The organism is Rhizobium sp. AC27/96 (assembly GCF_001692325.1).
In the GTDB taxonomy this organism is placed as follows: domain Bacteria; phylum Pseudomonadota; class Alphaproteobacteria; order Rhizobiales; family Rhizobiaceae; genus Rhizobium.
On sequence record NZ_LXKN01000036.1, the window covers coordinates 1 to 25,852 of the forward strand.

General features: G+C 58.8%; 27 protein-coding genes and 2 pseudogenes. 19 read left to right on the top strand and 10 right to left on the bottom strand.

Annotation, left to right across the window (positions count from 1 at the left end; genetic code table 11):
- The 4 genes and pseudogenes from A6U86_RS24460 to A6U86_RS24475 all read left to right on the top strand — a co-directional run.
- Positions 1–760 (top strand): annotated as a pseudogene (locus A6U86_RS24460) (RNA methyltransferase); the annotation flags it as partial.
- 12 nt (positions 761–772) lie between these two features.
- Complete coding sequence (locus A6U86_RS24465) at positions 773–1,555, top strand: haloacid dehalogenase type II (RefSeq protein ID WP_068396427.1); 783 nt, start codon at positions 773–775, stop codon at positions 1,553–1,555.
- Positions 1,555–1,971 (top strand): CopD family protein, encoded by a 417-nt coding sequence (locus A6U86_RS24470; RefSeq protein ID WP_068396432.1) that lies wholly within the window; start codon positions 1,555–1,557, stop codon positions 1,969–1,971. Before A6U86_RS24465 ends, A6U86_RS24470 begins: the two co-directional genes overlap by 1 nt.
- Positions 1,972–2,156: 185 nt before the next feature.
- Entirely contained in the window at positions 2,157–2,861 is a 705-nt protein-coding gene (locus tag A6U86_RS24475) for a glutathione S-transferase family protein (protein WP_068396434.1), read from the top strand.
- A 61-nt stretch (positions 2,862–2,922) separates the two neighbouring features.
- Here the strand turns inward: A6U86_RS24475 and A6U86_RS24480 are convergent, their stop codons facing one another.
- Entirely contained in the window at positions 2,923–3,621 is a 699-nt protein-coding gene (locus tag A6U86_RS24480) for a thioredoxin family protein (protein ID WP_068396511.1), read from the bottom strand.
- Positions 3,622–3,821: 200 nt separating this feature from the next.
- On the opposite strand from A6U86_RS24480, the gene A6U86_RS24485 reads away from it, so the two are divergent.
- From A6U86_RS24485 to A6U86_RS24505, 5 genes are all read left to right on the top strand, one after another.
- A complete protein-coding gene (locus A6U86_RS24485; RefSeq protein WP_068396514.1) occupies positions 3,822–4,568 on the top strand; it encodes an alpha/beta hydrolase in 747 nt (248 codons plus the stop codon).
- 207 nt (positions 4,569–4,775) lie between these two features.
- Positions 4,776–5,384: a TetR/AcrR family transcriptional regulator gene (locus tag A6U86_RS24490; protein ID WP_068396436.1), complete on the top strand. Its 609-nt coding sequence runs from the start codon at positions 4,776–4,778 to the stop codon at positions 5,382–5,384.
- A gap of 117 nt (positions 5,385–5,501) precedes the next feature.
- Positions 5,502–6,059, top strand: a complete 558-nt coding sequence (locus A6U86_RS24495; RefSeq protein ID WP_068396439.1) for a sigma-70 family RNA polymerase sigma factor — start codon at positions 5,502–5,504, stop codon at positions 6,057–6,059.
- Positions 6,056–6,691, top strand: a complete 636-nt coding sequence (locus A6U86_RS24500; RefSeq protein ID WP_068396442.1) for an NrsF family protein — start codon at positions 6,056–6,058, stop codon at positions 6,689–6,691. Before A6U86_RS24495 ends, A6U86_RS24500 begins: the two co-directional genes overlap by 4 nt.
- Positions 6,692–6,851: 160 nt before the next feature.
- Positions 6,852–7,487 (top strand): NrsF family protein, encoded by a 636-nt coding sequence (locus A6U86_RS24505; protein ID WP_068396517.1) that lies wholly within the window; start codon positions 6,852–6,854, stop codon positions 7,485–7,487.
- A 418-nt stretch (positions 7,488–7,905) separates the two neighbouring features.
- Here the strand turns inward: A6U86_RS24505 and A6U86_RS24510 are convergent, their stop codons facing one another.
- The gene (locus tag A6U86_RS24510) at positions 7,906–8,514 is read right to left on the bottom strand and encodes a GNAT family N-acetyltransferase (RefSeq protein WP_244510082.1); all 609 of its coding nucleotides are present in this window, start codon (positions 8,512–8,514) and stop codon (positions 7,906–7,908) included.
- A gap of 494 nt (positions 8,515–9,008) precedes the next feature.
- On the opposite strand from A6U86_RS24510, the gene A6U86_RS24520 reads away from it, so the two are divergent.
- A complete protein-coding gene (locus A6U86_RS24520) occupies positions 9,009–9,413 on the top strand; it encodes a DUF4112 domain-containing protein (RefSeq protein ID WP_068396451.1) in 405 nt (134 codons plus the stop codon).
- A 254-nt stretch (positions 9,414–9,667) separates the two neighbouring features.
- On the opposite strand, the pseudogene A6U86_RS34900 reads toward A6U86_RS24520, so the two are convergent.
- Positions 9,668–9,832 (bottom strand): annotated as a pseudogene (locus tag A6U86_RS34900) (aldo/keto reductase); the annotation flags it as partial.
- A gap of 265 nt (positions 9,833–10,097) precedes the next feature.
- Here A6U86_RS34900 and A6U86_RS24530 point away from each other — a divergent pair.
- Entirely contained in the window at positions 10,098–11,186 is a 1,089-nt protein-coding gene (locus A6U86_RS24530) for an ROK family protein (protein WP_158008779.1), read from the top strand.
- A 6-nt stretch (positions 11,187–11,192) separates the two neighbouring features.
- On the opposite strand, the gene A6U86_RS24535 is transcribed toward A6U86_RS24530, so the two are convergent.
- The 6 genes from A6U86_RS24535 to A6U86_RS24560 all read right to left on the bottom strand — a co-directional run bounded on the left by A6U86_RS24535 (position 11,193) and on the right by A6U86_RS24560 (position 16,615).
- Positions 11,193–12,200 carry an SIS domain-containing protein gene (locus tag A6U86_RS24535; protein ID WP_068396522.1) on the bottom strand — a complete coding sequence of 336 codons (1,008 nt, stop codon included), beginning with the start codon at positions 12,198–12,200 and terminating at the stop codon, positions 11,193–11,195.
- Positions 12,201–12,269: 69 nt separating this feature from the next.
- Positions 12,270–13,160 (bottom strand): ABC transporter substrate-binding protein, encoded by an 891-nt coding sequence (locus tag A6U86_RS24540; protein WP_068396457.1) that lies wholly within the window; start codon positions 13,158–13,160, stop codon positions 12,270–12,272.
- 68 nt (positions 13,161–13,228) lie between these two features.
- Positions 13,229–14,017, bottom strand: a complete 789-nt coding sequence (locus A6U86_RS24545) for an amino acid ABC transporter ATP-binding protein (protein WP_068396460.1) — start codon at positions 14,015–14,017, stop codon at positions 13,229–13,231.
- Positions 14,014–14,880: an amino acid ABC transporter permease gene (locus A6U86_RS24550; RefSeq protein ID WP_068396463.1), complete on the bottom strand. Its 867-nt coding sequence runs from the start codon at positions 14,878–14,880 to the stop codon at positions 14,014–14,016. The genes A6U86_RS24545 and A6U86_RS24550 overlap by 4 nt, the downstream gene beginning before the upstream one ends.
- Positions 14,877–15,830 carry an N-acetylglucosamine kinase gene (locus A6U86_RS24555; protein ID WP_068396466.1) on the bottom strand — a complete coding sequence of 318 codons (954 nt, stop codon included), beginning with the start codon at positions 15,828–15,830 and terminating at the stop codon, positions 14,877–14,879. Before A6U86_RS24555 ends, A6U86_RS24550 begins: the two co-directional genes overlap by 4 nt.
- A 488-nt stretch (positions 15,831–16,318) precedes the next feature.
- The gene (locus A6U86_RS24560; RefSeq protein WP_068396469.1) at positions 16,319–16,615 is read right to left on the bottom strand and encodes a PRC-barrel domain-containing protein; all 297 of its coding nucleotides are present in this window, start codon (positions 16,613–16,615) and stop codon (positions 16,319–16,321) included.
- A 346-nt stretch (positions 16,616–16,961) separates the two neighbouring features.
- Here A6U86_RS24560 and eutB point away from each other — a divergent pair, with 346 nt between their 5' ends.
- From eutB to ehuA, 8 genes are all read left to right on the top strand, one after another.
- Positions 16,962–17,948 (top strand): hydroxyectoine utilization dehydratase EutB, encoded by a 987-nt coding sequence (eutB, locus tag A6U86_RS24565; RefSeq protein WP_068396472.1) that lies wholly within the window; start codon positions 16,962–16,964, stop codon positions 17,946–17,948.
- Positions 17,945–18,961: an ectoine utilization protein EutC gene (gene eutC, locus A6U86_RS24570; RefSeq protein ID WP_068396475.1), complete on the top strand. Its 1,017-nt coding sequence runs from the start codon at positions 17,945–17,947 to the stop codon at positions 18,959–18,961. The genes eutB and eutC overlap by 4 nt, the downstream gene beginning before the upstream one ends.
- A complete protein-coding gene (gene doeA, locus A6U86_RS24575) occupies positions 18,958–20,136 on the top strand; it encodes an ectoine hydrolase DoeA (protein ID WP_068396478.1) in 1,179 nt (392 codons plus the stop codon). The genes eutC and doeA overlap by 4 nt, the downstream gene beginning before the upstream one ends.
- An 8-nt stretch (positions 20,137–20,144) precedes the next feature.
- The gene (gene doeB / locus A6U86_RS24580) at positions 20,145–21,164 is read left to right on the top strand and encodes a N(2)-acetyl-L-2,4-diaminobutanoate deacetylase DoeB (RefSeq protein WP_068396525.1); all 1,020 of its coding nucleotides are present in this window, start codon (positions 20,145–20,147) and stop codon (positions 21,162–21,164) included.
- 101 nt (positions 21,165–21,265) lie between these two features.
- Entirely contained in the window at positions 21,266–22,123 is an 858-nt protein-coding gene (gene ehuB, locus A6U86_RS24585) for an ectoine/hydroxyectoine ABC transporter substrate-binding protein EhuB (RefSeq protein ID WP_068396481.1), read from the top strand.
- 87 nt (positions 22,124–22,210) lie between these two features.
- The gene (ehuC, locus tag A6U86_RS24590; RefSeq protein ID WP_068396484.1) at positions 22,211–22,876 is read left to right on the top strand and encodes an ectoine/hydroxyectoine ABC transporter permease subunit EhuC; all 666 of its coding nucleotides are present in this window, start codon (positions 22,211–22,213) and stop codon (positions 22,874–22,876) included.
- Positions 22,873–23,565 (top strand): ectoine/hydroxyectoine ABC transporter permease subunit EhuD, encoded by a 693-nt coding sequence (ehuD, locus tag A6U86_RS24595; RefSeq protein WP_068396487.1) that lies wholly within the window; start codon positions 22,873–22,875, stop codon positions 23,563–23,565. Before ehuC ends, ehuD begins: the two co-directional genes overlap by 4 nt.
- Positions 23,562–24,326, top strand: coding sequence for an ectoine/hydroxyectoine ABC transporter ATP-binding protein EhuA (gene ehuA, locus A6U86_RS24600; RefSeq protein ID WP_068396490.1), 765 nt, complete (start codon positions 23,562–23,564; stop codon positions 24,324–24,326). Before ehuD ends, ehuA begins: the two co-directional genes overlap by 4 nt.
- A 36-nt stretch (positions 24,327–24,362) precedes the next feature.
- Here the strand turns inward: ehuA and A6U86_RS24605 are convergent, their stop codons facing one another.
- Positions 24,363–25,793: a PLP-dependent aminotransferase family protein gene (locus A6U86_RS24605; protein ID WP_068396494.1), complete on the bottom strand. Its 1,431-nt coding sequence runs from the start codon at positions 25,791–25,793 to the stop codon at positions 24,363–24,365.
- Positions 25,794–25,852 lie beyond the last annotated feature (59 nt).

Below are 25,852 nucleotides of genomic sequence, written 5' to 3' on the forward strand. Positions count from 1 at the left end.
CGGCTTGTTGTCGATGATGGCGGCACGCGCGGGTGCGACGAACGTGGTTGCGTGTGAGGTGGTGCCGGTAATCGCGGAAACGGCCGAACGCATCATTGAACAGAATGGACTTTCGAACCGCGTAAGCGTGGTCAACAAGGTATCGACGGATCTGGTTATCGGACGCGACATGCAGGAGCGCGCGGGCATTCTCGTCTCCGAAATTCTGTCGAGTGATCTCTTGGCCGAGAACGTCCTCGATACGTTTGAAGACGCCCATGTACGACTGATAAGCGAAGGTGCGACAATCATCCCGCGGGTAGCGAGTGCCATTGGTTGCCTGGTCGAGAGTGATGTGCTTGGTAACTATGCGTTCGTGGGCGCGGTGTCCGGGTTCGACGTGTCGGAATTTACGCGACTTGGCGCCAACCGCCTGCCGATTCACGGCACGATGACGGAATGGAGGCGACTCTCGCCTGATATCGAACTTCAGACCATCGACCTCACATGTCCAAGACATGCCGAAGACATTCGTCTCATCGATGTTCCGGTCAGTGCGGATGGAACGGCGGTCGGGATCGTGCAGTGGATGAGGATCGATCTTGCAGAGGGTATCGAGTTTTCCAATCATCCCGACGACTATTCCGATGGTGGTTGGCTACAGGTCTTGCATCCGTTTCCGGAGCCGCTCAAGGTGACTGCGGGCATCCCGCTGAAAATTATAGCCGGCCACGACCGTAACAGCTTGATATTGATGCCGGCATCCTTGGCGGCACATTGAGAGGCTGGCGAAATGCAAGCATCCAGTAAGAGGACCATCGACGGTCGGGAAATCAAGGCAGTCGTTTTCGACGCCTACGGGACGCTCTACGATGTCCAGTCGGTCGAAGGGGCCGTCGAAGCCGCATTTCCCGGTCGCGGCAGCCTGATCACCGCCATTTGGCGGATGAAACAGCTGGAATATTCATGGCTGGTCACGCTCATGGAACGGTATGAGGATTTCTGGTCGATCACTCTACGCTCGCTCGAGTATACCCTTCGCTCCCTTGACCTCAGCGCCGGCGGACAGCTTCTGGAGGACGTCGCCGCAAGTTATCTCGATCTGAAGCCATACGACGATGTACTGGAGTGCCTTGGACGGCTCGCCGCCTGTCAGCGCGTCATCCTTTCGAATGGCAGCCCCGAGATGTTGTCGACGCTTGCCACCAAATCCGGGCTCGATACGGCGCTCGACCATATCCTCAGCGTCGATGAGAAACGCGCCTTCAAACCAGCCCCGGCTGCCTATATGCGTGTTGAAGAAGGGCTTGGCATCTCGCGCGGGCAAGTGGCTTTCGTATCGTCCAACGGATTTGATATTTGCGGCGCGAAGAGCTTTGGCTTCACCGTCATCAGCGTGGCGCGCACCATCGCAGACAGTCCTCGGGTACCGTTAGCTGGCACCGGTCTGGACGAACGGTTCTTTTTCAGCCTGATGCGCGGCAAGGCCGAGACGTTGGATAACGCGGCGGATATCACGGTTCATTCGCTGGCCGAGATTCCCGATCTCCTCACCAGCCGCAAGGCCGATGGCTAATGTATCTCTACATCAAAGCGCTGCATGTCTTTGCCGTCGTGATACTGATTAGCGGCATGTTGGCGATGGCCTTTGCCTTGCGGATGGCTGCCACGGGGGCGAGCGGCAAGGAGATGGGCCGGTATGGAGAAGCGCTCCTGCGTTGGGATGGCTTCGTGACGACACCGGCGCTCGCCACCGTCTGGATGGCGGGATTTGCCATGGCCTTTGGCGCCGGGTGGGACAGTTCGCCCTGGCTCATGCTGAAGATGATCCCCGCCGTCTTTCTAACCGGATTGCACAGCCTCGAAGGATTGGCGCTGAAGCGCCTGTTACGGGACGAAAGGCCAGTTCATCCGCTCTTCGCTGCAGCGCCAGTGGCCATTCTTCTCGCGTTTGCGATGATTGCCTGGCTTGCTGTGACCAAACCTTTTTGAGCGTCATCGCTTTGGTTTCCAACCTTAATTTGATCGGCGCTCGCTTATGTTTTAAAACGATCGAAATAAAACGGTGCTGATTGCCAACAAGAGGGCACTTCCAGCCATGAACGGCGATCATTGCCTGCCATCGCCGTTCGAGGCAAGCAAGGCGGCAGGCGCAAGCAAACCATGGGAGACAATCGATGATCCGCTTCTATTTTCATCCGACGCCCAATCCCGCCAAGGTGGCGCTCTTCCTGGCGGAGACCGAGCTCCCTTACGAGCTGAAGCCCGTCGACACGAGCAAGGGCGAACAGCATTCGGACTGGTTTCGGGCCATCAATCCCAATGGCAAGGTGCCTGCTATCGTCGACACGGATGGTCCTGGGGGCAAGGAAGCCCGCGTCTTCGATTCGACCGCGATCCTGATCTATCTCGCCGAGAAGACCGGCAGGTTTCTCGGTTCGGCGGAGGATCGGCCCGAGCTTTTGTCCTGGCTTCTGTTCCTCGCCTCCGGTCTTGGTCCCTTCTCCGGCCAGGCGGTGCATTTTCAGCATGCCGCTCCTGCTGGGCTCGACTACGCCGTCAATCGCTACCGTCGCGAGGCGGAGCGCCACTATCAGGTTCTCAACGATCATCTCGAAGGGCGGACGTTTATCGTCGGCGATACCTATACCATTGCCGATATGTCGGCCTGGGGCTGGCTCGATCGGGCCTCGCGGGTGCTCAAGGGAACCGACAATCCGCTCGCGTCTTTTCCGAATCTGCAGCGGCTTTTCGAGACGATTGATGCGCGCCCGGCTGTTGTCCGAGCGCGCGAGACGGGCAAGGACCATGCCTTCAAGCGCGTGAATGACGAGGAAACGAAGCGAGCGCTATTTCCGTCCAACTATCCGCCGGCGAGATAAGCGGAGCAACGCGCCGTTCGAGCGGCAATTCAATGTCGGGTTCTAAAGCGGAAGTGGCCCGTCAATCCGTAATGGCTGAGAGGATTGGCCCGCCATTTGGCCGCTGCAGCAGCACCGCCGTCTTCAAACCGGCATCCGGCCCGGGCAGGGAGAAGCTGGCGCTATGCCCGTCCCACGTACCAAGTCGCTCGAGGCGATGAACCACATGGGTGTGCTGCAGCGTCGCGCCGCTGTTTTCACCCCGTGCGACCGGAACGGCCGCGATCCGGGGATCGTATCGCACCAGCCAGACATCGGCGTCTCCAGCTAGCGACCCCGAGCCGATTTCGATACGGTCCCGGTTAAGGGTCAGCATGGGGCCCTGCAGGGGAGGCGTCGCGTCGAGCAGGGACTGGATCTCGGATAGATCATTTCCGACGGTCGTCGCGCTGCCGTTGATGACCATTTGCGGTGTATAGGGTCCCGCCTGTTTCAGAGAAGGCTCGTAGGTGACTTGGCGCTCGGTGAATTCGGGTCGTCCATACGTATCCCTCCAGCCAAGGTAATCCCAGTATGTCACCGAGAAGCTGAGAGCCAGAACGTCCTTGCGATTGTTGATCTTGATGAGGTTGGCATTGGCCGGCGGGCAGGACGAGCAGCCTTGGCTGGTGAACAGTTCCACGACCGTCGGCTGATGGTCAGCTGGCGACGCAGGCGCCGCCGCGGCGGCGATAAGTAAAGACGATAGGACAGATCCGCCGATCCTGGCCGGATATTTCATGATAAGCCTCCCAATGCGGCACCGCGCCGGACCATCCAGGCGCATATCGAGATTTCGCCGGTATGGCGGATGTTGTTACAGCCTCACGCCTTCGTGATCGGCAGAAGGGGGCCTGCCCCCGCTATTGCCCCTGCCATTGTAACAGGCAGGCACGCTTGCCCGTATGGGTGTCGTCACCATGATTTCGTATGGGAGAAGATATGAGTTCGTTCCGGTCCATTTTGCTCGCCGCCGTCGCGGTGCTGAGCCCGATGCTTGCTGTTCCGGCAAGCGCCGAACCGGTATCCTTCGATGCGAAGGATGGCGTGAAGATATACGGAGATTTTCGCGAGGCCGAAGGCAAGCCGCGCGGCACCATCCTGCTGTTTCACATGGCAGGCTCCAACAGAAACGAGTATGCGCCACTGGCGCCTGTTCTCAACAAGGCGGGCTTTGCGACCCTCGCGATCGACCAGCGCTCCGGCGGTGACCTTTGGGGACACGTCAACGAAACGGCGGCCAAGGCCAGAGGCAGGGCCAACTATGCCGATGCTCTTCCCGATCTGGAGGCCGCCATCGCCTATGGCAATACCAAACACTCAGGCCCGCTTGCGGTCTGGGGATCGAGCTATTCATCGGCGCTCGTTTTCATCGCTGCGGCACAGCATCCCGAGGTGAAGGCGTTGCTTGCCTTTTCTCCGGCCGAATATATCCGGGGCTATTCGATCGAAAAGGCGGCGGCGAGCCTCTCCATTCCGGTCTTCATCACTTCCGCACCCGACAGCAGCGAGGTATCGAGCGGCGAGGCGCTGGCAAGAGCAGTACCCGGCCACAGGGCGGTTCAATATATTCCGGCGATCGGCGTGCACGGATCATCGACGCTGCGGACTGACGAGGATCCGCGAGGTGCTGCCGAAAACTGGAAACATGTCATGGCGTTTCTTGACGGCGCACTTCCGCGCCGCTGAGGTTGCAAAAGCAGATCAAGGTTTCGGAACAAGCGTCGGCGGGCTCCGGAATGAACGCCTTCGGGCCGGAGACGATGCGACGATCGAGGGCGGCTGACACAGCGAGATAATTGCTGCGATTGCGTTTTAAATCAAACGTTATAAAATCCATGTCGTGAGGTTCGCGATAATGTTGGTAGCACGATCAAATTTCCAAGAGACGAAGGCATGGCCCGGCCAAGAGAATTCGATGAAGAGAAAGTGCTGGAGCTGGCGGTTGAGCAGTTCTGGGAAAGGGGATACGAAGCGACGTCGATCCGCGATCTCGCCCAGGCCATGGGGCTGACGACCGCCAGCGTCTACAATGCGTTTGGCGACAAGCGCGCGGTTTATCGTCGGGCTCTGGATTTCTATGTCGAGCATAGTTTTGTGGATCGCGTCGGGCGCTTCGAATCGAGGCCGTCTCGCGAGGCAATCGGTGCATTCTTTGGCGAGATCATCGCCCGTTCCCTGAGCGATACCAAGCGGAAAGGCTGCATGCTGGTTAATTCCGCTCTGGAGGTTGCACCGCATGATGAGGAGTTTCAGCGCGTTGTGGCAGGCGTCCTAGTTCAGGTCGAAGGCTTCTTTCTGCGCTGTATCCAGAGGGGGCAGGCAGACGGCAGCATCGGAAATCGCCAGGCTGCAGCCGACCTAGCACGCACGCTCTTGGGGGCACTCCTTGGCGTGCGGGTTCTCGCACGCACCCGGCCTGAAAAGGAGCTCCTGGAGGGGCTCGTGAGGCCTATTTTCGCGCTCCTTGAACCCGACGCACCAAAGCAACTGGAACCGGCTTGATCATGAAGAAATGCAGTTTCCTGCAGGGTCTCAAGGCTACGATCTCGTGTCCTCTCCAAAAAAATACGGCATCTCTTGTAACAACTGCCCCCTTTTTGCCGAGATAGGGTGTGTCGGATGAAAGATCTGGCGCGCGAAGAACAATGGGCTTCCTGGATGCGGTCCGCAATTGCGGGTGACGGCCGGGCCTACCACAAACTGCTAACGGCAATCACGCCGCACTTGCGCGTGATTGCCCGCAAGCGGTGCGAACAATTCGGCGCGCCGACAAGCGAGGCCGAAGACGTGGTTCAGGAAGTGTTGCTGGCTATACATCTCAAGCGAGGTACCTGGGATCTGACCCGGCCTCTAGGGCCGTGGATGGCGACCCTCGTGCGCAACAAGCTGATCGACAGTCTTCGGCGGAGGGGGCGGCAGGTCAGTATTCCTCTGGAAGATGTCATCGCGACGCTTGAAAGCGACGAACGTATCGACGCAGTCGACAGAATGGACATCGACCGGATGTTGGGACATCTGAAGGATCCGCAGAAAACGATCGTGCAGTCGATCTCGATCGAAGGCTCGACCGTGCGCGAGACGGCGGAGCGCCTCAGGATGACGGAAGTGGCTGTGCGCGTATCGCTGCATAGGGCATTGAGGGCCTTGTCCGCTCTCTATTCGGGGCAGGTGAAATGAAAACGAACAACCTCATCGCGCTGATTGTCCAGGATGTGCCGGTTCGCTCACACCTCAACCATCTACTTCAGCAGGCGACGATTGCTGCAGTCCTGATTGCGGCTATCGCATTTTTCTCGGTCATCGGCTTCCGGACTGATATAGATACGGCAATCGACACGGGTCGCTTCCTGTTTAAATTCGTCATCGCCATTGCGTTGGCGGTTAGCGGCGGTCTGGTCATGTTCCGCATCGGTAAGCCAGGACTATCGTTGCGGCTGCAGACCTGGGGATTGCTGCTGCCGCTGATCCTGGCTGTCGGGGCGGCAGCATTCGAGGTCTCGGTCATGCCGTCGTCGACTTGGGCCGTCCGCATGATCGGGCACAATTCGAGGCTCTGCCTGACAATCATTCCCGCGCTCTCGCTAGGCCCCTTGGCTTGCTTTATCGTCGCGCTGAGACACGGAGCTCCATCAAAGCCGGTGCTTGCCGGCGCCGCGGCCGGCCTGATGTCGGCAGGGATTGCTGCGACCTTTTACGCGGCGAACTGCGATGACGACAGCCCGCTTTTCGTGCTTCTCTGGTATCCTGTCGCCATATCGGCCGTCGTGGCGACAGGCGCGTTCCTCGGACACAATCTGCTGCGCTGGTAGGTATTCGGAACGAAAGCGCTTTTCTTGTTGCCTAGTGGCAACGTGGTGGAAAGGTCGTTACTACGATTGCTGCTGTGGTCTTGAAGCACCATATCTGCATCGAATGATGTTTGTCAGTGCGATCCACCCCTATTGGATCATCGAGTTGGGAATTGGTTGTGTGAAAACAGAGGATCTCATCAGCCTGATGGCGCAGGATACGCGGCGGCCGGTCAATTTGACGCTCGCGCTGTCCGGTGCGGTGGCCGCTGGAGCGCTGGTTGCCGCCGTGGCGTTCTTCTCGACACTGGGATTCCGGCACGATATCGGCCAGGCGATCGAGACGATCCGGTTCCTTTTCAAGTTTGTTGTGACCATATCCTTGTTCGCAACGGCCGTGTCGCTGACCGGAACGATGCTGCGGCCCGGCAGCAATCCGGGCAGCCGGCGCTGGCTGCTGTTGATTGCGCCGCTCCTGCTGGTGGCGGCCGCCATCGTGGAACTGTTCGTGACGCCTTCGGATCTCTGGCTCGGAAAGCTGATCGGCCATAACGCGCTGCATTGCCTGACGATCATTCCCGCGCTCTCGCTGCTGCCGGGCTTTTTCCTCTTCCTTGCGATGCGCCAGGGTGCACCGGAAAATCCGGGGCTCGCCGGTGTGCTGGCAGCGCTCGTTTCCGTCGGCATCGCTGCCACGCTTTACGCCATGAATTGCTTCGATGACAGCCCGCTGTTCGTCGTGACCTGGTATCCCCTGGCCACTCTGATCGTCGTGACGATCGGTTACATTGCCGGCAGGCGGTTTTTGCGATGGTAAATGCCGCCTGCTCTGTGACGCGGTAGAACATTGGTGCTGAACTCAAGCCTGATGCAACTGATGAGGTGATGGGCGATCTTAGAGGAGGAGGCCGGTCTGAAACCGTCGCAGTTTCCATGAACTGAATTAATGCATCTCCAGATGGTCGTCGCTTCCGATCGGGAGGAAGATGGTTCGATTCCTTTCAAGAGCAATTGTTTCAATCGCGCTGATAAGATCTTGTATGATCCGGCCATCCATTTCCAGCGGGAACACCTATTGCACCATGTGCTTCGATATGCGTTGCGAACACACGGCTCTTTATGCCCATGAACGCGCTTTTCCGGCCATCACACGTTTGCTTCGTATTTCCTGATCGAAAAACATGGCCACGCCAATGATTGCAGGCGACGGTGCGCAGCATCGGAGCAAGCCGCGCTTAACCAATAAGCTTCCGTTCGAGCGCTGCCTTTACCTGCGGCCACTCATCGTCGATGATGCTGAAGCGAACGGAGTTTCTTTTGCGACCATCTGGCATAATGCGCTCGTGCCGCACAATCCCTTCTTGCGTAGCGCCGATACGCAAGATGGCTGCCCGTGACTTCTCGTTGATTTCGTCGGTCGTAAATTGGACCCGGACGCAGTGGAGAACTTCAAAGGCATAAGTCAGCAATAAATATTTCGCCTCAGTATTAACTCCCGTTCCCTGCATCGAAACGCTAAGCCAAGTATGGCCAATCTCAAGCTTTCGGTTGGCGTGGTCAATCTTCCAGAGCCGTGTGCTTCCAAGCGCTGTGCCGCTCACTGCATCTTCTATCACAAATGGCATCACGGTACCTTCCTGAGCCCCTCTCAGCGCAGCAACGATGTAGCCTTTGATGGTTTCCGGTCCGGGAATGACAGTGAATTTAAGCTCCCACAGAGTGCCGTCGCTGGCCGCCTGCAAAAGGCGAGTGCCATCGTTCACTGTCATTGGCCGGAGAACAACTCTCGACCCCGTGAGCGTTGGCTGCGAGTAGCCGGCTGATTGATCGTAGAGCAAAGACACGCCGGACACTCCTTCCAATTCTATCTAGTCAGCGTTGTTGCGCGCGAACATCAGCCAGACCAAACTCATCATGTTTGTTGCTCAGCGCAGTGATTTTACCCACTCTGCCGCTTGGCGCTGACCCTATTGTGCGGATACCGGCCTATCAAGAGCTTCATTATTCTGGACCACTTGCGAGTTATTGCAAAAATAGCGATCAAGGTGAATTTCACATAGAATTGAACACTTAGCCTATCGAGAGGCTGCCCAAGCAGGATAATCAGCTGTGGGAAGCGGTGTCGTTGGGGGTGGAGATTGTCCCTTGCAGGGACGATGCGGGTTTCCAACATCCGCCGTGGCAATGAGCCAGGGATCGAAACATCAGACTCCGAATTGAACTCGTCCGGCTGCGACCCCATTTACCGGCGGGAGCATTGGCAACGCCCGGCCAATTCGGACCAATTGAGGTTCCGCGGTGACGCTTATCGGCCGTTTCAACTATCGGAGTTCTGGCAATGGCAACGGCATCCGCCTACCACGGCTATGATGATACCTTCGACCGCAATCGCCGTCTCCGGCGAATGGCAGCGGTTGCAACCCTCATGGATACCGCGGTTACGATCCCCTTCACCCGTATTCGATTTGGAGCGGACTCCGTGTTAGGGCTGGCTCCGGGACTGGGCGACGCGGCGGGGGCGGCTATCAGCCTCGTGCTCGTCAACGAGGCAAGGCGACTTGGAGTGCCCAAGGAAAAGCTGCTTGGCATGCTGATCAACGTTGGCATCGACACATTCGGTGGCAGTGTGCCGATCCTCGGTGACTTATTCGACGTCTATTTCAAGGCAAACAAGCGCAATGTCGATATCGTGCTCGACCATTTCGGGATGACGCGCGATGATCTTGCCAAAACTCGTATTTGACTTGCCACTTTTGAGTTGTCGCTGCGAGGCACGAATGGTGAGGCAAAGGCTTCCCTCAAATCTCCTCCAATAACCGTTGTGCCAAAATATCAGAGGCGACCGGCGTGTTGATTTCCACCCCAGTTTGTCCCCCTGTTTGCATTTCGAAGTTGCCCAAGGTTCTGTCTGATATGTGAAACCTTTCAGGGCTATGCGACCGAGAAGTTGGGTTAGCGCAAAACGGAAAAATGGGTCAAATCGTTGCGCAACTTAACACCGATAGCTTTCCCGACAATTTTTTCAGAGTGACCCGCCCCATAGTTCGAAGCCGTATCGAAGACGCGGATACCGAGATCGGCGGCACGATGAATGGCGCGGATCGACTCACCGTCGTCGACCTCTCCCCAGCCAAGTGGCACATCGCCTGCGTAGAACGGTCCGCAACGGCATACCGTTCTTCGAACGAAATGCGCCAACCGGTTCGACCCACCACGCCATATTTTTCAATAGGATATGACTGTCAATCTCACTATAGCAATGGTAAGGAAGCTTTACGAATGGCTTCTTGGCTCCGGGTGTCTTTTGATCACTACACAGCAACAGATCGGAATTGATGCGCCGCCGCTGACGGAGAGTGCGCGGGCGGTGCTACGGACGATTGCGGGTACGGGGCCTGCCACCAGACCCCAATTGAGCGCCGCGCTGATGTTCTCCAAACCAACCATGTCGGCAGCCGTCAGCGAACTCGAGCGCCACGATCTTGTTGCTCCGGCAGGCATCAATCGCGGATCGGTCGGCCGAACATCGATCACTTACGGGCTCGGTCCAAAGGCCGGCTTTGTCGTTGGCATCGATTGCGGCACGACCCATATCAACGCGATTGCCCGCGGCCTTGACGGGACGACGCTAGCAACAGCAGGAAAACAACTGGTCGACAAATCCGCCGCTGAACGGTTCCTGCTGATCGAGGATGTCGTCGAACAGCTGCTGTTGCAGTTCGAAGCTCGAGCGACGCCGCTCCGCGCCCTGGTCATCGCACTTCCCAATATCATTTCTGCGTCACTGGAGAGGATGTTTGGGCGCGAGACACTGCTTCCCATTCTGGAACGGCTGCAGTCCAGTTATCGTGCGCCGGTACTCCTCGAGAACAACGTTAATTGCGCAGCCCTTGCCGAATATCACGAGGGAGCGGCAAAGCAGCATTCGTTTGCGATCTACATGCAGATCGGTGTGAAGACCGGCATGGGTATCGTCCTTGATGGACGCCTCTTCCGCGGCTTCAGGGGCGGCGCAGGCGAGATCGGTCATCTGCCGTTTCCCTGGTCCGAGCAGGAGCGGCCAAAATGGCAGCACGTGGAAACCTATATGGGGTCAGCCGCACTGCTGGAACGCGCTGCAGCAAGTTGGCGCCCCGAAGAAGGCAAGCCGCCGGAAAGCACCAGCGATCTCTTTGCTCGCGTCGAGCAATCCCCAACCGCGCGCGCCATTGTCGAGCAGCATGCCCGCGATGTCGGAAACCTGGCGGCGGCCTGCGTGAGCGTGCTCGATCCGCAATTGATCGTGCTTGGCGGCGGCGTTGGGCAAAATCCACAACTGCTGCCGGGTGTCAGAGATGTCGTGAAAGAATTATGCTGGCCGGTGGAAGTGGTCAGCGGCCAACTGTCAAACCAGGCAACGGTTCTCGGCGCCGTGCGTCTTGCCATCGATTTTGCCATGGCCAGGTTGCTGGGAGAGGAAGGAAAGCCTGCCTTCCTCTATCCTGGGACACTGACAGTGGATCAGATCAGCCTTTGAAGAAAGTCAGATGTCACGCTTGGTATCGGTCTGGCGATAACGAAATTCGCAGACCGGCAGACCTGCGTCTTCCGACAGTGTAGCAATGAGCAATTGCGCCGGAATAGCCTGCAGGATTGCGTCACCAATCCCGTCCGAGAAGGCCGGAACGTGAATGACCACCAGATTGTCTGCATCGGCGACATCGGCACGTGAGGTCACCAGAACCGAGGGGATGCCAAAGCCGGCGAGATCCTGTGCCAGCTTGACCTCTCGCCCGTTGCCGAACAGCAGCACGCCGCTATCCCGGTCGTTCGGCTCCATCGGCCCATGCAGGAAGTTGAGCGTATCCCAGTCCTGGGCCGCCACGCGTGCTGCCTCGCGGATGAGAAGTGCTGCGTAGCCGGCCGTGCCGAAAGCGACGCCTGCTCCGACACAGTCGATGGATTTCTTGGCCGCGAGAAGCCTGGCGCCCTTGTCCGCCTGGGCGCGCGTCGTCTTCAAGACAGCCCCGGCGCGAGCCGATATCTCGGTCCAGTTCGTTGTGGAGGGACGTCCAGCTCTGTCGGCAATTAACGCCGCTGTGAGCAGTGAGCCAAGATAGCTTGTTGTATTCGGACCGCTGTCGGCGCCGCTATCGGTCGCGACCATATGTTTGACGACGCGGGAAATCGGCGTGCCATCCGCCTTGGCGATGCCATAGGTGTGTGCGTTGGGGCGAAGCTCCATGGCCCGGGCGGGCTCTTCGCTGCGGCCTGATGCCGAAAAGGCGATATAGGCACTCCCGGCGTCGATGGACGGATCATAAAGATCGGTGCCTGGCAAGGCAAAGGCCCGGATACCTTGCGCGCGCATTTGTGCTGCAGCCGCGACAGCCGCAGAGAGGCTTGCGCCGATCCCCAGGAGGACCGTCGGACCAATGCTTACGGGCTTGAGGTCGAGCATTTCCAGCCGCTTCGAAACGGCGTCGAAGCAGGCTTGCAGGGCGGCTGGCTGAAGCGCGATCGCTTCGCGATAAGGCACTCTTTCTGTCATGATCATTCCCGTATGTTTGGAAGGAAGCAGCGGCCGGTGATGTCACGGCCGCCGCTGATCTGCCGGATATCAATCCAGCTTCATGTAGTCGGCAAAGCGCGCCGCATCATTGATGGTGACCTTGTCGAGCTTGTTGTCGCCGAGCCCCCATTTTTCGAAGATCTTGGCGTAGGAGCCGTCGTCGATCATCGACTGCATGGTGGCCGAGAGGGCATCGCGCAGTTGCGGACTCTCCTTGCCGACGAGCATCGCCTGATAGCCGACGGCATATTGAGTGCCACTGACGAGTGCGAGTTTCTTGTTACCTTCGGGCTGGTGTTGAAGGCTGTAGGCTGCAACGCCTGTCGTATCCATTGAGAGATCGACGCGCCCACTCTGAAGCGCGATCTTGATCTGATCGTTCGCGGGGAACTGCATGACATTGAGCGGCTTGTCGGCCGGGCAGAGCGTCTTCTGCTTGTCGAGAAGCTGAAGCGGGATCGAACCTTGAACCGCGCCGGCATTCAAACCGCAGGCATCCTTCAGTTTATGCACGCCCTTCGGATTGCCTTCGAGCACGATGATGCTGGTGCCCTCGAGCATATAATTGACGACATCGACGATCTTTTCACGCTCGGCAAAATCGCCGAACGCCGACATGCCCATATCAAAGCGGCCGGCCTGGATGCCTGGAATGATGCTGGCGAATTGAGCCGGGACGTCGGTAAACTTCACGCCGAGGCGAGTGCCCATCTCGTCGCGCAGCTCACGTTCCAGACCGATGATCGTCTTGTTGTCTTCGCCGTAGAAATCGTAGGGCGGCGTTTGCGGTTCCGTGCCGACCTTGATTTCGCCTGCCGACTTGATCTTTTCGGGCAGCATGTCGTGCAGCTTTTGATCGACGCCGGCCGCCCAGGCCGTTGAGCTCGCAAGCAATGCCGCCGCAGCGAGTATGATTGTCAGATTTGTCTTCCCTGTCATTGCTATTCCCCTTTTTTCCTCATGCACGTGAAGGACGTGCGGCCTTGTTCCGGTGCCTGCCTTTTCGGTCAGTGCATCCGCCTCAAGAAAGCCTGGGTCCTTTCTTGTTTGGGGTTGTCGAGAACTTCGCGCGCCGGGCCATCCTCTACCACCACGCCCTGATCCATGAAGACGATCCGATCGGCGACTTCGCGGGCAAAGGAGAGTTCGTGGGTCACCACGATCATCGTCATTCCATCCGCCGCAAGCTTGCGCATGACGTTCAGGACTTCGCCGACGAGTTCGGGATCAAGTGCGGAGGTCGGCTCGTCGAAGAGCATGAGCTTCGGGTTCATTGCCAGTGCCCGGGCAATCGCCACGCGCTGCTGCTGGCCTCCGGAGAGCTGATAGGGATAGGCGCCCTCGCGTCCTTCGAGATCCACCATCTTCAAGAGCCCGCGGGCGTGGGCGAACGCGTCCTCGCGGGATTTGCCGCGATTGAGGATCGGCGGCTGCGAGATGTTTGTGAGCACGTCCTGGTGAGCAAAGAGGTTGAAGCGTTGGAACACCATGCCGATGTCACGGCGCTGGGCGGCAAGCTCCTTGCCGCTCATTTCATGGAGCGCGCCGCCGCGTTCGTGATAGCCGATCAGCCGTCCATCGACGAGAATTCGGCCGCTCGTCATGCGCTCCAGATGATTGATGCATCTAAGAAAGGTCGACTTGCCGCTTCCCGAGGGGCCGAGCAGGCAGACGACCTCGCCTTTGTTGACCGAGAGATTGATGCCTTTGAGCACCTCGAGCGAGCCGAACGATTTGTGAACATCGATTGCCTCGACGATGGGCTGGGCTGCCGGCCGACTATCTGGAGCGTTCATCCGTTTCTCCCTTCGGCGCGCATCAGGCGAAGGGCGCTTTGCAACAGACCAGATGCTTGATTGGTGGATTTCCCGAGCCGTTGCTCGATGACGAACTGGATGGCTGAGGCGATCGTCGTCATCACGAGGTACCAGATGCTTGCCACGATCAGCAGTTCGATGATCAGGAAATTCCTGGCGTAAATGTTCTGCGCGCGCGTCAGCAGATCCTGGGCTGCAACCACCGAGACGAGCGAAGTCGTCTTCAACATCGAGATCGTCTGATTGCCGATCGGCGGGATGATGACGCGAAGCGCTTGCGGGAAAATGATGCGAAGCATGGCTTGGGTCGGCGTGTAGCCGAGCGCCTTGGCAGCCTCATTCTGCCCATTGTCGACCGCCATCAGCCCGCCGCGCATGATCTCGGCCATATAGGCCGCCTCGTTGAGGCTGAGGGCGAGGAGCGCGGCAACGAAAGCGTTGATGATCACGTTCATGTCGATGTGGATCGCGCCGACATCGATACTGGGTATGAACAGCTGGATATTGAACCAGAAAATGATCTGCACCAGCAACGGCGTACCGCGAAAGAACCAGATGTAGAGACTGGCAAAGCCGGCGAGAATCGGATTTGGCGACAGCCGCAGCATTGCAAGGATCGCGCCGGCGATGATGCTGATGATCATCGACAAGACGGTAAAGAGGATCGTCAGCCGGATCCCGTCGAGGATCGTTTCGTCGAAAATATATTGGGGTATGGCCGACCAGCTGATGTGGCGGCTGGTGCCGACCATGAATAGGAGCAGGGCGACGAGGGCAATCAGCAGCGCTGCAGCCGCGCGTTGCCCCCAGTTTCGTGCCGGAATGACTTTCTGGGAGGTCATGCCACTCTCCAATCGCCGGGGCTTTTCAAAGTGCCGTCGATGTGCGGCAGCGGTAGGGTTTCCGGCAGGTCGCCCACGCGGAGCTTACGCGCCAATACGATTGCCCCCATGATGGGGTGCCCGTGCAGCAAGGTCAGAGTTAAATCCGGCAGGCGGTCCGCTAGCGCGGATTGAAATGCAGCAAGAAGACGCGGTTGTCGGGCAATGACACCGCCCCCGGTCACGACATCGCCACGCGGAGCACCACGTCGAACCAATTGCTCGGTCAGCACCGCAAGCGACTTGCCCGCGTCCCCAATGACCTTCTGTGCGAGCCTTGAACCCATTTCGGCAGCGTCGAAGACAAGCGGAGCAAACCGGCCAATGCCGGCAGCAGAGCCGATTGCGCCCAGCGCCCGACCGAGTTCGATCGGCGAGGGGACGGCGAGAGCCTCCAGCAGGTTGCGACCGAGCGGGTCGAGGGCCTCCCCTTGATCGAGCGCAAAACGCACTGTCCTTGCTGCCTCGCGCACAAGCCCGCTGGCACTGCCTTCGTCGCCCAGATACCAGCCCCAACCACCCGAAGCGATCATTCCTCGCAACGCATCGCGCGAGACAGCGATCGACCCGGTCCCGCTAATGACCGAGATGCCGCTGACTTTGCCCGCCGCAGGCAGGAGGAGTTCGGAATCGTTGAGAACCAGTACCGTGCCGCGCAAGTGAGATGACAGCCTTGCTTGCAGGGCCAACCGATCCTCGTCGCTGTCGCAGCCGTGCGCACCGACGACAATGGTCGCCGGCGTCATTCCGGCAGTCGCGATGAGCAGCGAGACGAGTGTCCTCACATCCGCATCGTGATCGATGCGCCCCCGCCATTCGGCCGTCTTTACGACCGCCTCGCCGACGGTATTGCCGTTCAGTTCGGCAATGATCTGCGTTTTGGTGCCGCCAATATCTATTCCAGCAATCATGCGCTCGCTTCCATTTGTTAGGTAACTTACCTAATTATTTAGCGTGCGCAAGCGATATTTTGGAACGTCGCCGCCCCGCCGAGAACGGTGCGTCGAGCGCGTGGGCTTTGTGAACCACCGCGCTGCAAGGCCACAGCTTACATTGACGCTCTGGATCATCGCTTCATGGGTTGAATGGAGAGGAGCACATCCATGATGGCCGCCGCTTGCGGCTGTGGCGGCGCTGCAAGCGGCGGCCCACACCGATTTATAGGCAGATGAAGCCATTCAGCCATTATAGCTAAAGCAGGTGGTGCATCTGATCATCGAGCAGCTCTTCGATCATCAGCTGTCTGCGGGGATGCGGATAACCGGAACAATTGGCGCTTCTTTGCGCTCATCCATGTATGCAGGTGTGGCAAGGCGTATATCTCGCCAAAGATGACGTTGACGTCGCGCTGCCATTCAATTGCAAGCCACGCGTTCAGCGCTGCCGTCGAGCTCGCGTGTTAATCGTGATGCTCTGGCAGCGCCTTCAACTGATCTTTGGTCCATGATGTCACGCCATGGATCTGGCCGCTCTCGTCACGCATAAAGTCGAGATCGGTCACTCGAACCGACACCGGCTTTGCACCGATACCAAGGAAGCCGCCAACGTCGATCACGACGCTGCTGCCACCGCCAGCTCCATGCACGTGATCAACCGATCCGATCTTATGGTCGTCGGTTCCATAGATGGATGCGCCCTCCAGATTGGCTTGTGTGAGTTCATCCTCGGTCAGTCGTATGTGATTGCTATGATCCATCAGTCGTTCCTCCTTCTTTGCTCATGGGAACGAACGGCCATCCGGGAAGTTTGTTCCCAAATTGTAAGCGGCCAGGAAACAAGTCCCAGAGCAGACCATTTCGGGGATTTCTCCAGCCAAATCACCGGCGGCAAGCTGTGCAACGACGAATGGGAGGGGGTGTGGGCGAGACAAAGGCGCCCGGATGAAAATCCAAGGACCGCGAATCTATAATTGTAATGAAACAATATAAATATTGACATGATACATTACCTCTCCCACGCTGCTGCCTTGAGCGTCCAATGCGGGAGAAGCTGAAGATCGTGGTGATAGCTGTCGCTTTAATTGCAAGATATCGGTCGGCGGCATGACCAGGCCAGTGACCCTGCACGAAATCGAGGTCGCGCAGAAGCAGATTTCTGCTCATGTGCTGCGAACGCCGCTTCGGGCCTCTTTGGCCTTATCTGAGCGTGCGGGTGTTGCGGTATATCTCAAGCTGGAAAACCATCAAAGGACCGGCAGCTTCAAGCTGCGCGGTGCCACGAACGCTATCCTGCGCCTGGACCAGGGCAGGCGCTCGCGAGGGCTGATAACGGCGTCCACCGGCAATCATGGCAGGGCCGTCGCCTATGCCGCGAAGGCGTTGGGTGCACGGGCGATGATTTGCATGTCGACACTGGTTCCCGCCAACAAGGTCGAGGCGATCAGACACCTCGGCGCAGAGATTCACACCGCTGGCCGTTCACAGGACGATGCCATGCTTGAGGCCGAACACCTGGTCCGCCAGAAGGGCATGTACTTCGTGCCGCCCTTCGACGATGCCGCTGTAATCGCCGGCCAGGGAACGCTCGGATTGGAGATTGCAAGCGACTTGCCGAAGACGGCTGTCGTCCTGGTGCCTTTGTCCGGTGGTGGGCTTGCATCGGGCGTAGCGGCCGCGATCAAGGGCCGCCGATCTTCGGCAAGGATTGTCGGCGTTTCGATGGAGCGGGGAGCGGCGATGGCGGCAAGCCTAGCGGCGGGCGTGCCGACCAATGTCCAGGAAGTTGAAACACTGGCGGATTCGCTCGGCGGCGGCATTGGCTTGGACAACCGCCTTACCTTCCAGATGTGCCGCGACCTTCTCGACGATGTCATCCTGCTTGGCGAGGAGGAGATTGCGGCGGGCATTCACCACGCAGCCAGAATTGAGGGTGAGACCGTCGAAGGGGCGGGCGCAGTCGGAATAGCGGCCTTACTCGCACGCAAAGTCAAAGCTGATGGCCCGCTCGTTGTCGTTGTGTCCGGCGGCAATATTGATCCTGTTGCCCATCGCGCAATCGTCGATGGGTACCAGAGCGGAGAGGCGCGATGACCCGTGTGCGGATCCTCACGGAAACTGATCTTCGCAAAATTGTCCTGCTCGACGGAGATGCCGTCGATTGCGTTGAACAGGCGTTTGCGTCGCTCGCGACAAAAGCGGTGAAAATGCCACCGATCATGCGGCTGGATATCCCTGCCCATTGCGGCGAGGTCGATGTGAAGACGGCTTATGTCCCCGATCTCGACAGTTTCGCGATCAAGGTGAGTCCTGGTTTCTTCAACAATCCGTCACTTGGCCTGCCCAGCACCAATGGATTGATGATGCTGTTGTCGGCGCACACGGGCCTCGTCGAGGCGCTGTTGCTCGACAACGGCTATCTGACGGACGTGCGCACCGCAGCCGCCGGCGCCGTGGCCGCGCGACACCTATCTCGACCGGATGCCCGGGTTGCTGCAATTTTGGGTGCCGGCATGCAAGCCCGCCTGCAGTTACGTGCCCTTACGCTCGTGCGGCCGATCGAGACCGCCCGGATCTGGGCGCGGGATCTGGCAAAAGCAGAAAAGCTCGCTGGGGAACTGACGGCGGAGCTCGGATTTCCCGTAACGGCGAAAGCGGAGGCCGAACGAGCCTGCCGTGGTGCCGATATCATCGTGACCACGACGCCTTCGCCCGAGCCGATCGTTGACGCCGCCTGGTTGGAGCCCGGCCAGCACATCACCGCCATGGGCTCCGATGCTGAGCATAAGAACGAGATCGATCCGGGTGCGATCGTCAAAGCCGCACCCTATGTCGCCGACAGTCTGGAGCAGACACGCCGGCTTGGTGAACTTCATCATGCGATCGCCGCCGGACTTGTGACTGACAGTACCGACTTTCCGGAACTTGGCGCCATTGTCGTCGGCAAGGCGGCTGGTCGCCGATCTCGTGAGGCGATCACCCTTTGCGATTTGACCGGAACCGGTGTGCAGGACACCGCCATTGCCACGCTTGCGTATCGCCGCGCCGTCTCAGCCGGCGCGGGGCAGGCAATTGAAACAGCGAAAGCATCAGGAGACCCAGCGTGAGCGAACCGATCCTCAATTTCACCCGCGCCGAATATGCCGAACGGCTCACCAGGACGCGCCGCGCCATGGAAAAGGCCGGTGTCGATCTCGTTATCGTCACCGATCCTTCCAATATGCATTGGCTGACCGGGTATGATGGCTGGTCTTTCTATGTGCATCAATGCGTGGTGGTGCCTGGGTCTGGCGAACCGATCTGGTTCGGTCGTGGTCAGGATGCCAATGGCGCCAAACGAACGGCCTATCTCGCCCACGACAACATCGTCGGCTATCCGGATCACTACGTTCAATCCAATGAGCGTCATCCGATGGACCTGCTGTCCAAGCTGATCGAAGAGCGCGGTTGGTCGAACGCCTCGATCGCCGTCGAAATGGACAATTACTGGTTCACCGCCGCAGCCTATGCCTCGCTCGTCAAGCACTTGCCGAATGCGCACTTCAAGGATGCGCAAGGGCTGGTGAACTGGCAGCGCGCCGTCAAGAGTGCAACTGAACTCGACTATATGCGCAAGGCCGGACGCATCGTAGAGGCCATGCACCGACGGATCGTCGACAAGGTGGAGCCCGGTATTCGCAAGTCCGATCTCGTCGCGGAAATCTACGACGCCGGCATCCGCGGCGTTGACGGCTTCGGCGGCGACTACGCTGCCATCGTGCCTCTTTTGCCGTCTGGGGCGGATGCATCTGCTCCGCATCTGACCTGGGACGATAAGACGATGAAGAGCGGCGAAGGCACCTTCTTCGAAATCGCCGGCTGTTATCGCCGCTATCATTGCCCACTGTCGCGAACGGTCTTCCTCGGCAAGCCAACACAAGCTTTTCTGGATGCGGAAAAGGCGACGCTCGAGGGCATGGAGGCCGGTCTTGCTGCCGCCAAGCCCGGCAATGTCTGCGAGGATATTGCCAACGCCTTCTTCGCAGTCCTGAAGAAATACGGGATCGTCAAGGATAACCGCACGGGCTATTCGATCGGTCTGTCTTATCCGCCCGACTGGGGCGAGCGGACCATGAGCCTTCGCGCCGGTGATCGCAACGAGCTGCGCCCGGGCATGACATTTCACTTTATGACGGGCCTCTGGCTTGAAACCATGGGCATGGAGATTACGGAAAGCATTGTCATCACTGAAAGCGGGGTCGAGTGCCTTTCCAGTGTTCCGCGCCAACTTGTGGTGAAGTGACGGTCGAGATGAACAGCATGACGATTGTCAAACGACCATCTCCCGTAACTCCGACCGTCGATTTCGATCGTGACGGCATACAGCATGGCCATCTACGCTTGCCCTGGTCTCGAGATGATTCCGCATGGGGTTCGATCATGATCCCCGTTTGCGTCATCAAAAACGGCGAAGGGCCGACTGCGCTTTTGACCGGCGCCAATCATGGCGATGAATATGAAGGGCCGGTTGCGCTCTTCGATCTCGCCCGGACGCTGAAGGCGGACGAGGTCAAGGGTAGGATCATCATCGTTCCGGCGATGAACTATCCCGCCTTTCAGGCGGCGACGCGCACTTCACCGATAGACAAGGGCAATCTCAACCGGAGTTTCCCCGGTCGACCCGATGGCAGCGTGACCGAGAAGATAGCGGATTACTTCACGCGCTACCTGTTGCCGCTCGCTGACATCGTGCTCGATTTTCATTCGGGTGGTCGTACTCTTGATTTCCTGCCCTACGCCGCAGCACATGCTCTGCCGGACAAGCGACAGGAGAAAGCCTGCTTCGATGGCGTGGGCGCATTCTCGGCCCCCTATTCCATGCGCATGATCGAGATCGATGCCGCCGGCATGTACGACACGGCAGCCGAAGAGATGGGCAAGGTCTTTGTGACGACCGAACTTTCGGGCGGTGGAACCATATCAGCGCGTACGGCTTCCATTGCCAGGCGCGGCGTCCTGAACGTGCTGAAGCATACGGGAATCGTTGCCGGTTCGCCGGAAATCGAGGCGACGCAATGGCTCGATATGCCGTCGTCGGATTGTTTTGTTTTTGCCGAGGCGGATGGGCTTTTCGAGCCGCTGAGGGATCTTGGCGACCAGGTTGCGGCCGGCGAGATCATTGCCCGGATTCACCCGATCGGCCGCACCGGGTCTGCACCTTTTGACTATCGGTCAGCGCTGGATGGTGTTCTTGCCGCGCGTCATTTTCCCGGTCTCATCAAGACCGGCGATTGCCTGGCCGTCGTTGCGATTTTGACGGAAGGCCCCTGAATTGCCGCGCCGCGGCAACGCGGCGCGGATCGCAACCGTTGCGGCAAAGATCCGGAATACCGGACAGCCGATTACGGAATTCAACCACAGAGGAGTGAACCATGAGATCGAATTTTTACCGCAGTGTAGCCGCCGTAGGTCTTGCCATTGGCCTTTCCGCATCCGCCCATGCCGCCAGTCTCGAGCAGATCAAAAAAGATGGCTATATCCGCGGCGCCAGCGCCAATGAGGTTCCCTACAGCTTCATGGACGAGAGTGGTGCTGCCAAGGGTATCGGCCCCGACGTCGCTGCGGCTGTCTTGAAGTCGATGGGTGTCAAGGAAGTCGAATGGACTGTGACGCCATTCGGATCGTTAATCCCCGGCCTGAAGGCCAGGCGCTTCGATTTCGTGGCCGCCGAACAGAATATTCTGCCGGAACGCTGCAAGCAGGTGCAGTTCACCACGCCGAACTCGAGCTACGGCGAGGGACTGCTGGTGCCGAAGGGCAATCCGAAAAACCTGCACTCCTATGAGGACATCAAGAAGGATCCGTCGCTCAAGATCGCGATCGTATCGGGCGCCGATCAACTCGACTTCTTCCATGGTCTTGGCATTCCGGACTCGCAAATCGTCATGATCCAGGCGAATGCGGATGCGCTGTCCACGATCCAGACCGGCCGTGCCGACGCCTATGCCGCAACCGAATTGACCGTAGCCAAGCTTGTCCAGGGCAGCACGAATGTCGAGCATGCAGAGCCTTTCACCGATCCGGTCATCAACGGAAAGTCCGCCAGGAGCTATGGCGGCTTTGATTTCCGACCTGAGGACAAGGAACTTTATAAGGCGTTCAACACCGCTCTTGAGGCCTTCAAGAAGACGGATGACTATAAGAAGATCCTGATGTCCTATGGTCTCAGCGCCGAAAGCGTAGAGGCGGCACGCACGAAGAGCACCGAAGACCTTTGCGCGGGCAAGTAACGCTAAGGATGATAGACACGAACGCCGTGGCGGCCAGGCCGCCGCGGCCTTCAGCCCCTCCCATTCCGGAATGGAGGTGATCAGAACATGAGCTGGACACACTATCTGCCGGCATTGCTGAAGGGCGCGGAGGTGACGGCGCTTATAGCCATCGCCTCGACGTTACTCGGTGCAGGTTTTGCTTTTGCGGCCGGCCTTGCGCGTTTTGCGGGCGGACGGCTGCTATCCTGGATCGCGATCGTTTATATCGAGATCTTTCGCGGTACGTCGCTGCTGGTGCAGCTTTTCTGGCTTTACTACGCGTTGCCGCTGATCGGGATTTCCTTCGATCCCATCACGACCGGTATTGCCGGTCTGGCCCTGAATATTGGCGCATATGGCGCCGAAGTCGTGCGCGGTGCGTTGCAGTCCGTTCCCGATTCACAGCACGAGGCGGCGCGCGCGCTGAACTTCAAGCAAGGGCAGACGCTCTTTCGCATCGTCCTGCCGCAGGCCGTCGTCGAGATGATGCCGGCCTTTGGCAATCTCGCCGTCCAGAACCTCAAAGATACCGCTCTGGTATCGTTGATTTCCATCAGCGACTTGACGTTTCAGGCACAGCAATTGCGCAACATTACGCTGGACAATGTCACCATCTATTCACTGACGCTCATTGGGTATTTCATCATGGCACTCATTCTGGTTGCCTTCATGCGCTGGCTGGAGACGATCTTTCGTCGCGGTGCCGCGTTCCCAGGGAGGGCGCCTGCATGATGTATGGCTTCACCTGGGATACATCGACAACGTTGTCTTTCGCATGGTCGATCCTGCCCATTCTCGGCATTGGGCTGATCGTAACGCTGGAGGCCGCCGCCGTCGGCTTTGCGATTGCTCTCATTCTTGGCCTGGTCTTCGCCTTGTTGCGGCGAAGCCGTTTCCTCGTAATCTCATGGCCGACGGCGTTCGTCATCGAATTCCTCCGCGATACGCCGCTGCTCGTCCAGCTCTTCTTTCTCTACTATGTACTGCCGATTTACGGCATCGTCCTGCCCGCCTTCCTCACCGGCGCGCTGGCGCTCGGCCTGCAATACTCAGCCTATACGTCGGAGGTCTATCGCGGCGGTCTGGATGCGGTGCCGCGTGGGCAATGGGAAGCCGCAACAGCACTCAATCTCGGTCGCGGCCGCACCTACTGGGACATCATCATCCCGCAGGCGATTCCGCGCATCGTGCCTGCCATGGGCAACTATCTCGTCTCCATGTTGAAGGAAACGCCTGTCCTGTCCGTCGTCACAGTGGTTGACATGCTCAATCTTGCCAATCTCATTGGTGACCGGACATTCGAATATCTGGTGCCGCTTTCCCTTGTCGGCTTGATCTTTCTCATCCTCACGCTCGTCTGCTCGGCAGCCATCCATTGGCTCGAAAAGATGTTGCCGAAAAACGGAATTGCGCTGCGATGACCCAACCATTGATCCGCTTTCAAGACGTGACCAAGCGCTATGGTCACCTCACCGTGCTTGATAATTTCAGTTTCGATGTTGCGCCCGGCGAGAAGGTGACGTTGATCGGCCCTTCCGGTTCGGGAAAATCGACTGTTCTGCGTATCCTGATGACGTTGGAACCTTTCCAGGAGGGAGCCTTGCACTTAGCGGGCATGTCCTACCACCAGGACAACGGCAAAGGACGGTTTCTGGCGAGCGAAGCCCATCTGCGCCAGATCCGCACCCATGTCGGCATGGTATTTCAGAGCTTCAATCTGTTTCCGCACATGACCGTGCTGCGCAATGTCGTTGAGGCGCCTATTCGCGTGCTTGGGCTGGGGCGGGCGGAAGCCGAGTGCCGCGCCGTCGATCTGCTGCGCATGGTCGGTCTTTCGGAAAAGAAAGATCAGTATCCCAGCCAGCTTTCAGGAGGCCAGCAGCAACGCGTCGCAATCGCCCGCGCCCTCGCCATGCGCCCGCGCGTCCTGTTGTTCGATGAGCCGACGTCGGCGCTTGATCCACAGCTTGTCGGCGAAGTGCTCGGTGTCATCCGTGATCTCGCGCATGAGCACGATCTGACGATGCTGCTCGTAACCCACGAGATGCGCTTTGCCCGCGAAGTATCCGATCGCGTCTGCTTCTTCGACAAGGGGCGTATCTGCGAACAAGGCAAGCCGGAAGAGATTTTCAGCGCACCAAGGCAAGAGCGAACCAAGGAGTTTCTCGGCTCGATCCTGTGACGGGCGCAGGCATCGAACCAATCCCGTATTGCTGGCCTAAACGATCGAGCCGACGTCGAAGACGGGTGGCAGCTGCTCGAAGGTGCTGCGAACGGTTTCGAGCGCCGAGCGAAGTGCGGAGTGAGCCAGGCGTCCGCCGAGACAGATGCGGATGCCGCCGACCGGGCGCTCTCCGCCCGCAACAAACGGATCGGATGGCGTGACCGCGACGCCTTTTCGGGCAAGCGCACGCACAAGACCCTCTTCCGTCCAACGATCGGGAACGGATAGCCATGCGCAAAGTGAAAGAGGATGGCTGCCGGCAACGAACGGTGCCATCACGTCCGATACGATCGCCTGGCGTGCTTCCGCCTCGCTTCGTTGGACGGCAACCAGAGTGTTGGCGGTTCCATCCAGAACCCAACGGGAGGCCATTTCGGCCACGACGTTTGTAGCGCTCCATCCGGTAACGCGGAGGATCGATGCTGCACGGATGGAATAGTGCGCCGGCACGACGAGATAGCCGATGCGCAGACCCGTCATGACCGACTTGGTGAAACTGGTCACGAAGAAGCCGAGTTCGGGGATGAGATCCGGCATGGAGGGGAGGGGATCGCGCAGCATCGGTTTGTAGACTTCGTCCTCGATGACAAAGATGCCGTGCCGACGCGCTATTTCTGCGATCGCACGACGGCGCTCCACCCCCATGACGTGACTGGTGGGATTGCCGAGCGAGGAAACGATGACGAGCGCCGTCACATCTCCGATGGCGCAGGCAGCCTCGAAAGCCTCGGGGAGAATACCCTCGTGATCTGTCGCCAGGCCGCGCAGGGTAAAGCCCAGAACATTGGCAAGGCCGATGATGCCGTGATCGGTCAGGTTCTCTGTCAAAACGACTTCACCGGGACGCACGACCGATGCGACGGCCAGAAACAGGCCATGGGCGGCGCCGTTGGTGATGAGGATCCGATCGGGATCGGCTTTGACCGAAAGACCGTCGAGCCAGACTTGTGCTGCCGAGCGATGGGCATCAAGTCCGGCAATCGGCCTGCAGGGGCGCATGAAGCTGCTATTGTCGCTCTCGGCCAGAGCTTGCATCAACTCGCGGGCCGAGCGCTCATGCGCCTCGGTATAAACGGCCCGGATGATGGAAAGATCTGCGCTGCCACTTGGATCGCGATCGAGCATGAAGCTGTCGGCGCGTTCCGTAACGCGGCTGCGCACGAAGGTGCCGCGTCCGACTTCGCCGCGCAAATAGCCACGGCGCTCGGCCTCCTTGTAGCTGAGGCTCACGGTCTGGACCGAGATCTCCAGCGCATGGGCAAGATCGCGATGGGTCGGCATCTGCGCGTGAACCGGCAAAATTCCCTCATCGATGTCGGCAATGATCTTGTCGGTGAGCAGCTTGTGCTTGGTCACGCCCTTGCGATGCTGAAGGACGGGTCTCCAGGCGCCATTGTCCTGGTCTTTTGAATCATGACGATACATGGATTGATCCGGTACAATTATCGGAATCCATCTACACTATCGATCGCCGTCTGGCGACG

Bases quoted from the DNA above. Each gene is read 5' to 3' on its own strand.
- A6U86_RS24540 (WP_068396457.1), bottom strand. From the start codon at position 13,160: ATGACAGGGAAGACAAATCTGACAATCATACTCGCTGCGGCGGCATTG.
- A6U86_RS24470 (WP_068396432.1), top strand. From the start codon at position 1,555: ATGTATCTCTACATCAAAGCGCTGCATGTCTTTGCCGTCGTGATACTG.
- A6U86_RS24550 (WP_068396463.1), bottom strand. From the start codon at position 14,880: ATGACCTCCCAGAAAGTCATTCCGGCACGAAACTGGGGGCAACGCGCG.
- A6U86_RS24485 (WP_068396514.1), top strand. From the start codon at position 3,822: ATGAGTTCGTTCCGGTCCATTTTGCTCGCCGCCGTCGCGGTGCTGAGC.
- A6U86_RS24465 (WP_068396427.1), top strand. From the start codon at position 773: ATGCAAGCATCCAGTAAGAGGACCATCGACGGTCGGGAAATCAAGGCA.
- ehuA (WP_068396490.1), top strand. From the start codon at position 23,562: ATGACCCAACCATTGATCCGCTTTCAAGACGTGACCAAGCGCTATGGT.
- A6U86_RS24530 (WP_158008779.1), top strand. From the start codon at position 10,098: ATGTTCTCCAAACCAACCATGTCGGCAGCCGTCAGCGAACTCGAGCGC.
- A6U86_RS24500 (WP_068396442.1), top strand. From the start codon at position 6,056: ATGAAAACGAACAACCTCATCGCGCTGATTGTCCAGGATGTGCCGGTT.
- eutC (WP_068396475.1), top strand. From the start codon at position 17,945: ATGACCCGTGTGCGGATCCTCACGGAAACTGATCTTCGCAAAATTGTC.
- A6U86_RS24480 (WP_068396511.1), bottom strand. From the start codon at position 3,621: ATGAAATATCCGGCCAGGATCGGCGGATCTGTCCTATCGTCTTTACTT.
- eutB (WP_068396472.1), top strand. From the start codon at position 16,962: ATGACCAGGCCAGTGACCCTGCACGAAATCGAGGTCGCGCAGAAGCAG.
- A6U86_RS24560 (WP_068396469.1), bottom strand. From the start codon at position 16,615: ATGGATCATAGCAATCACATACGACTGACCGAGGATGAACTCACACAA.
- ehuB (WP_068396481.1), top strand. From the start codon at position 21,266: ATGAGATCGAATTTTTACCGCAGTGTAGCCGCCGTAGGTCTTGCCATT.
- ehuC (WP_068396484.1), top strand. From the start codon at position 22,211: ATGAGCTGGACACACTATCTGCCGGCATTGCTGAAGGGCGCGGAGGTG.
- A6U86_RS24555 (WP_068396466.1), bottom strand. From the start codon at position 15,830: ATGATTGCTGGAATAGATATTGGCGGCACCAAAACGCAGATCATTGCC.
- A6U86_RS24495 (WP_068396439.1), top strand. From the start codon at position 5,502: ATGAAAGATCTGGCGCGCGAAGAACAATGGGCTTCCTGGATGCGGTCC.
- A6U86_RS24490 (WP_068396436.1), top strand. From the start codon at position 4,776: ATGGCCCGGCCAAGAGAATTCGATGAAGAGAAAGTGCTGGAGCTGGCG.
- A6U86_RS24535 (WP_068396522.1), bottom strand. From the start codon at position 12,200: ATGACAGAAAGAGTGCCTTATCGCGAAGCGATCGCGCTTCAGCCAGCC.
- A6U86_RS24605 (WP_068396494.1), bottom strand. From the start codon at position 25,793: ATGTATCGTCATGATTCAAAAGACCAGGACAATGGCGCCTGGAGACCC.
- ehuD (WP_068396487.1), top strand. From the start codon at position 22,873: ATGATGTATGGCTTCACCTGGGATACATCGACAACGTTGTCTTTCGCA.
- A6U86_RS24520 (WP_068396451.1), top strand. From the start codon at position 9,009: ATGGCAACGGCATCCGCCTACCACGGCTATGATGATACCTTCGACCGC.
- A6U86_RS24475 (WP_068396434.1), top strand. From the start codon at position 2,157: ATGATCCGCTTCTATTTTCATCCGACGCCCAATCCCGCCAAGGTGGCG.
- doeB (WP_068396525.1), top strand. From the start codon at position 20,145: ATGAACAGCATGACGATTGTCAAACGACCATCTCCCGTAACTCCGACC.
- A6U86_RS24545 (WP_068396460.1), bottom strand. From the start codon at position 14,017: ATGAACGCTCCAGATAGTCGGCCGGCAGCCCAGCCCATCGTCGAGGCA.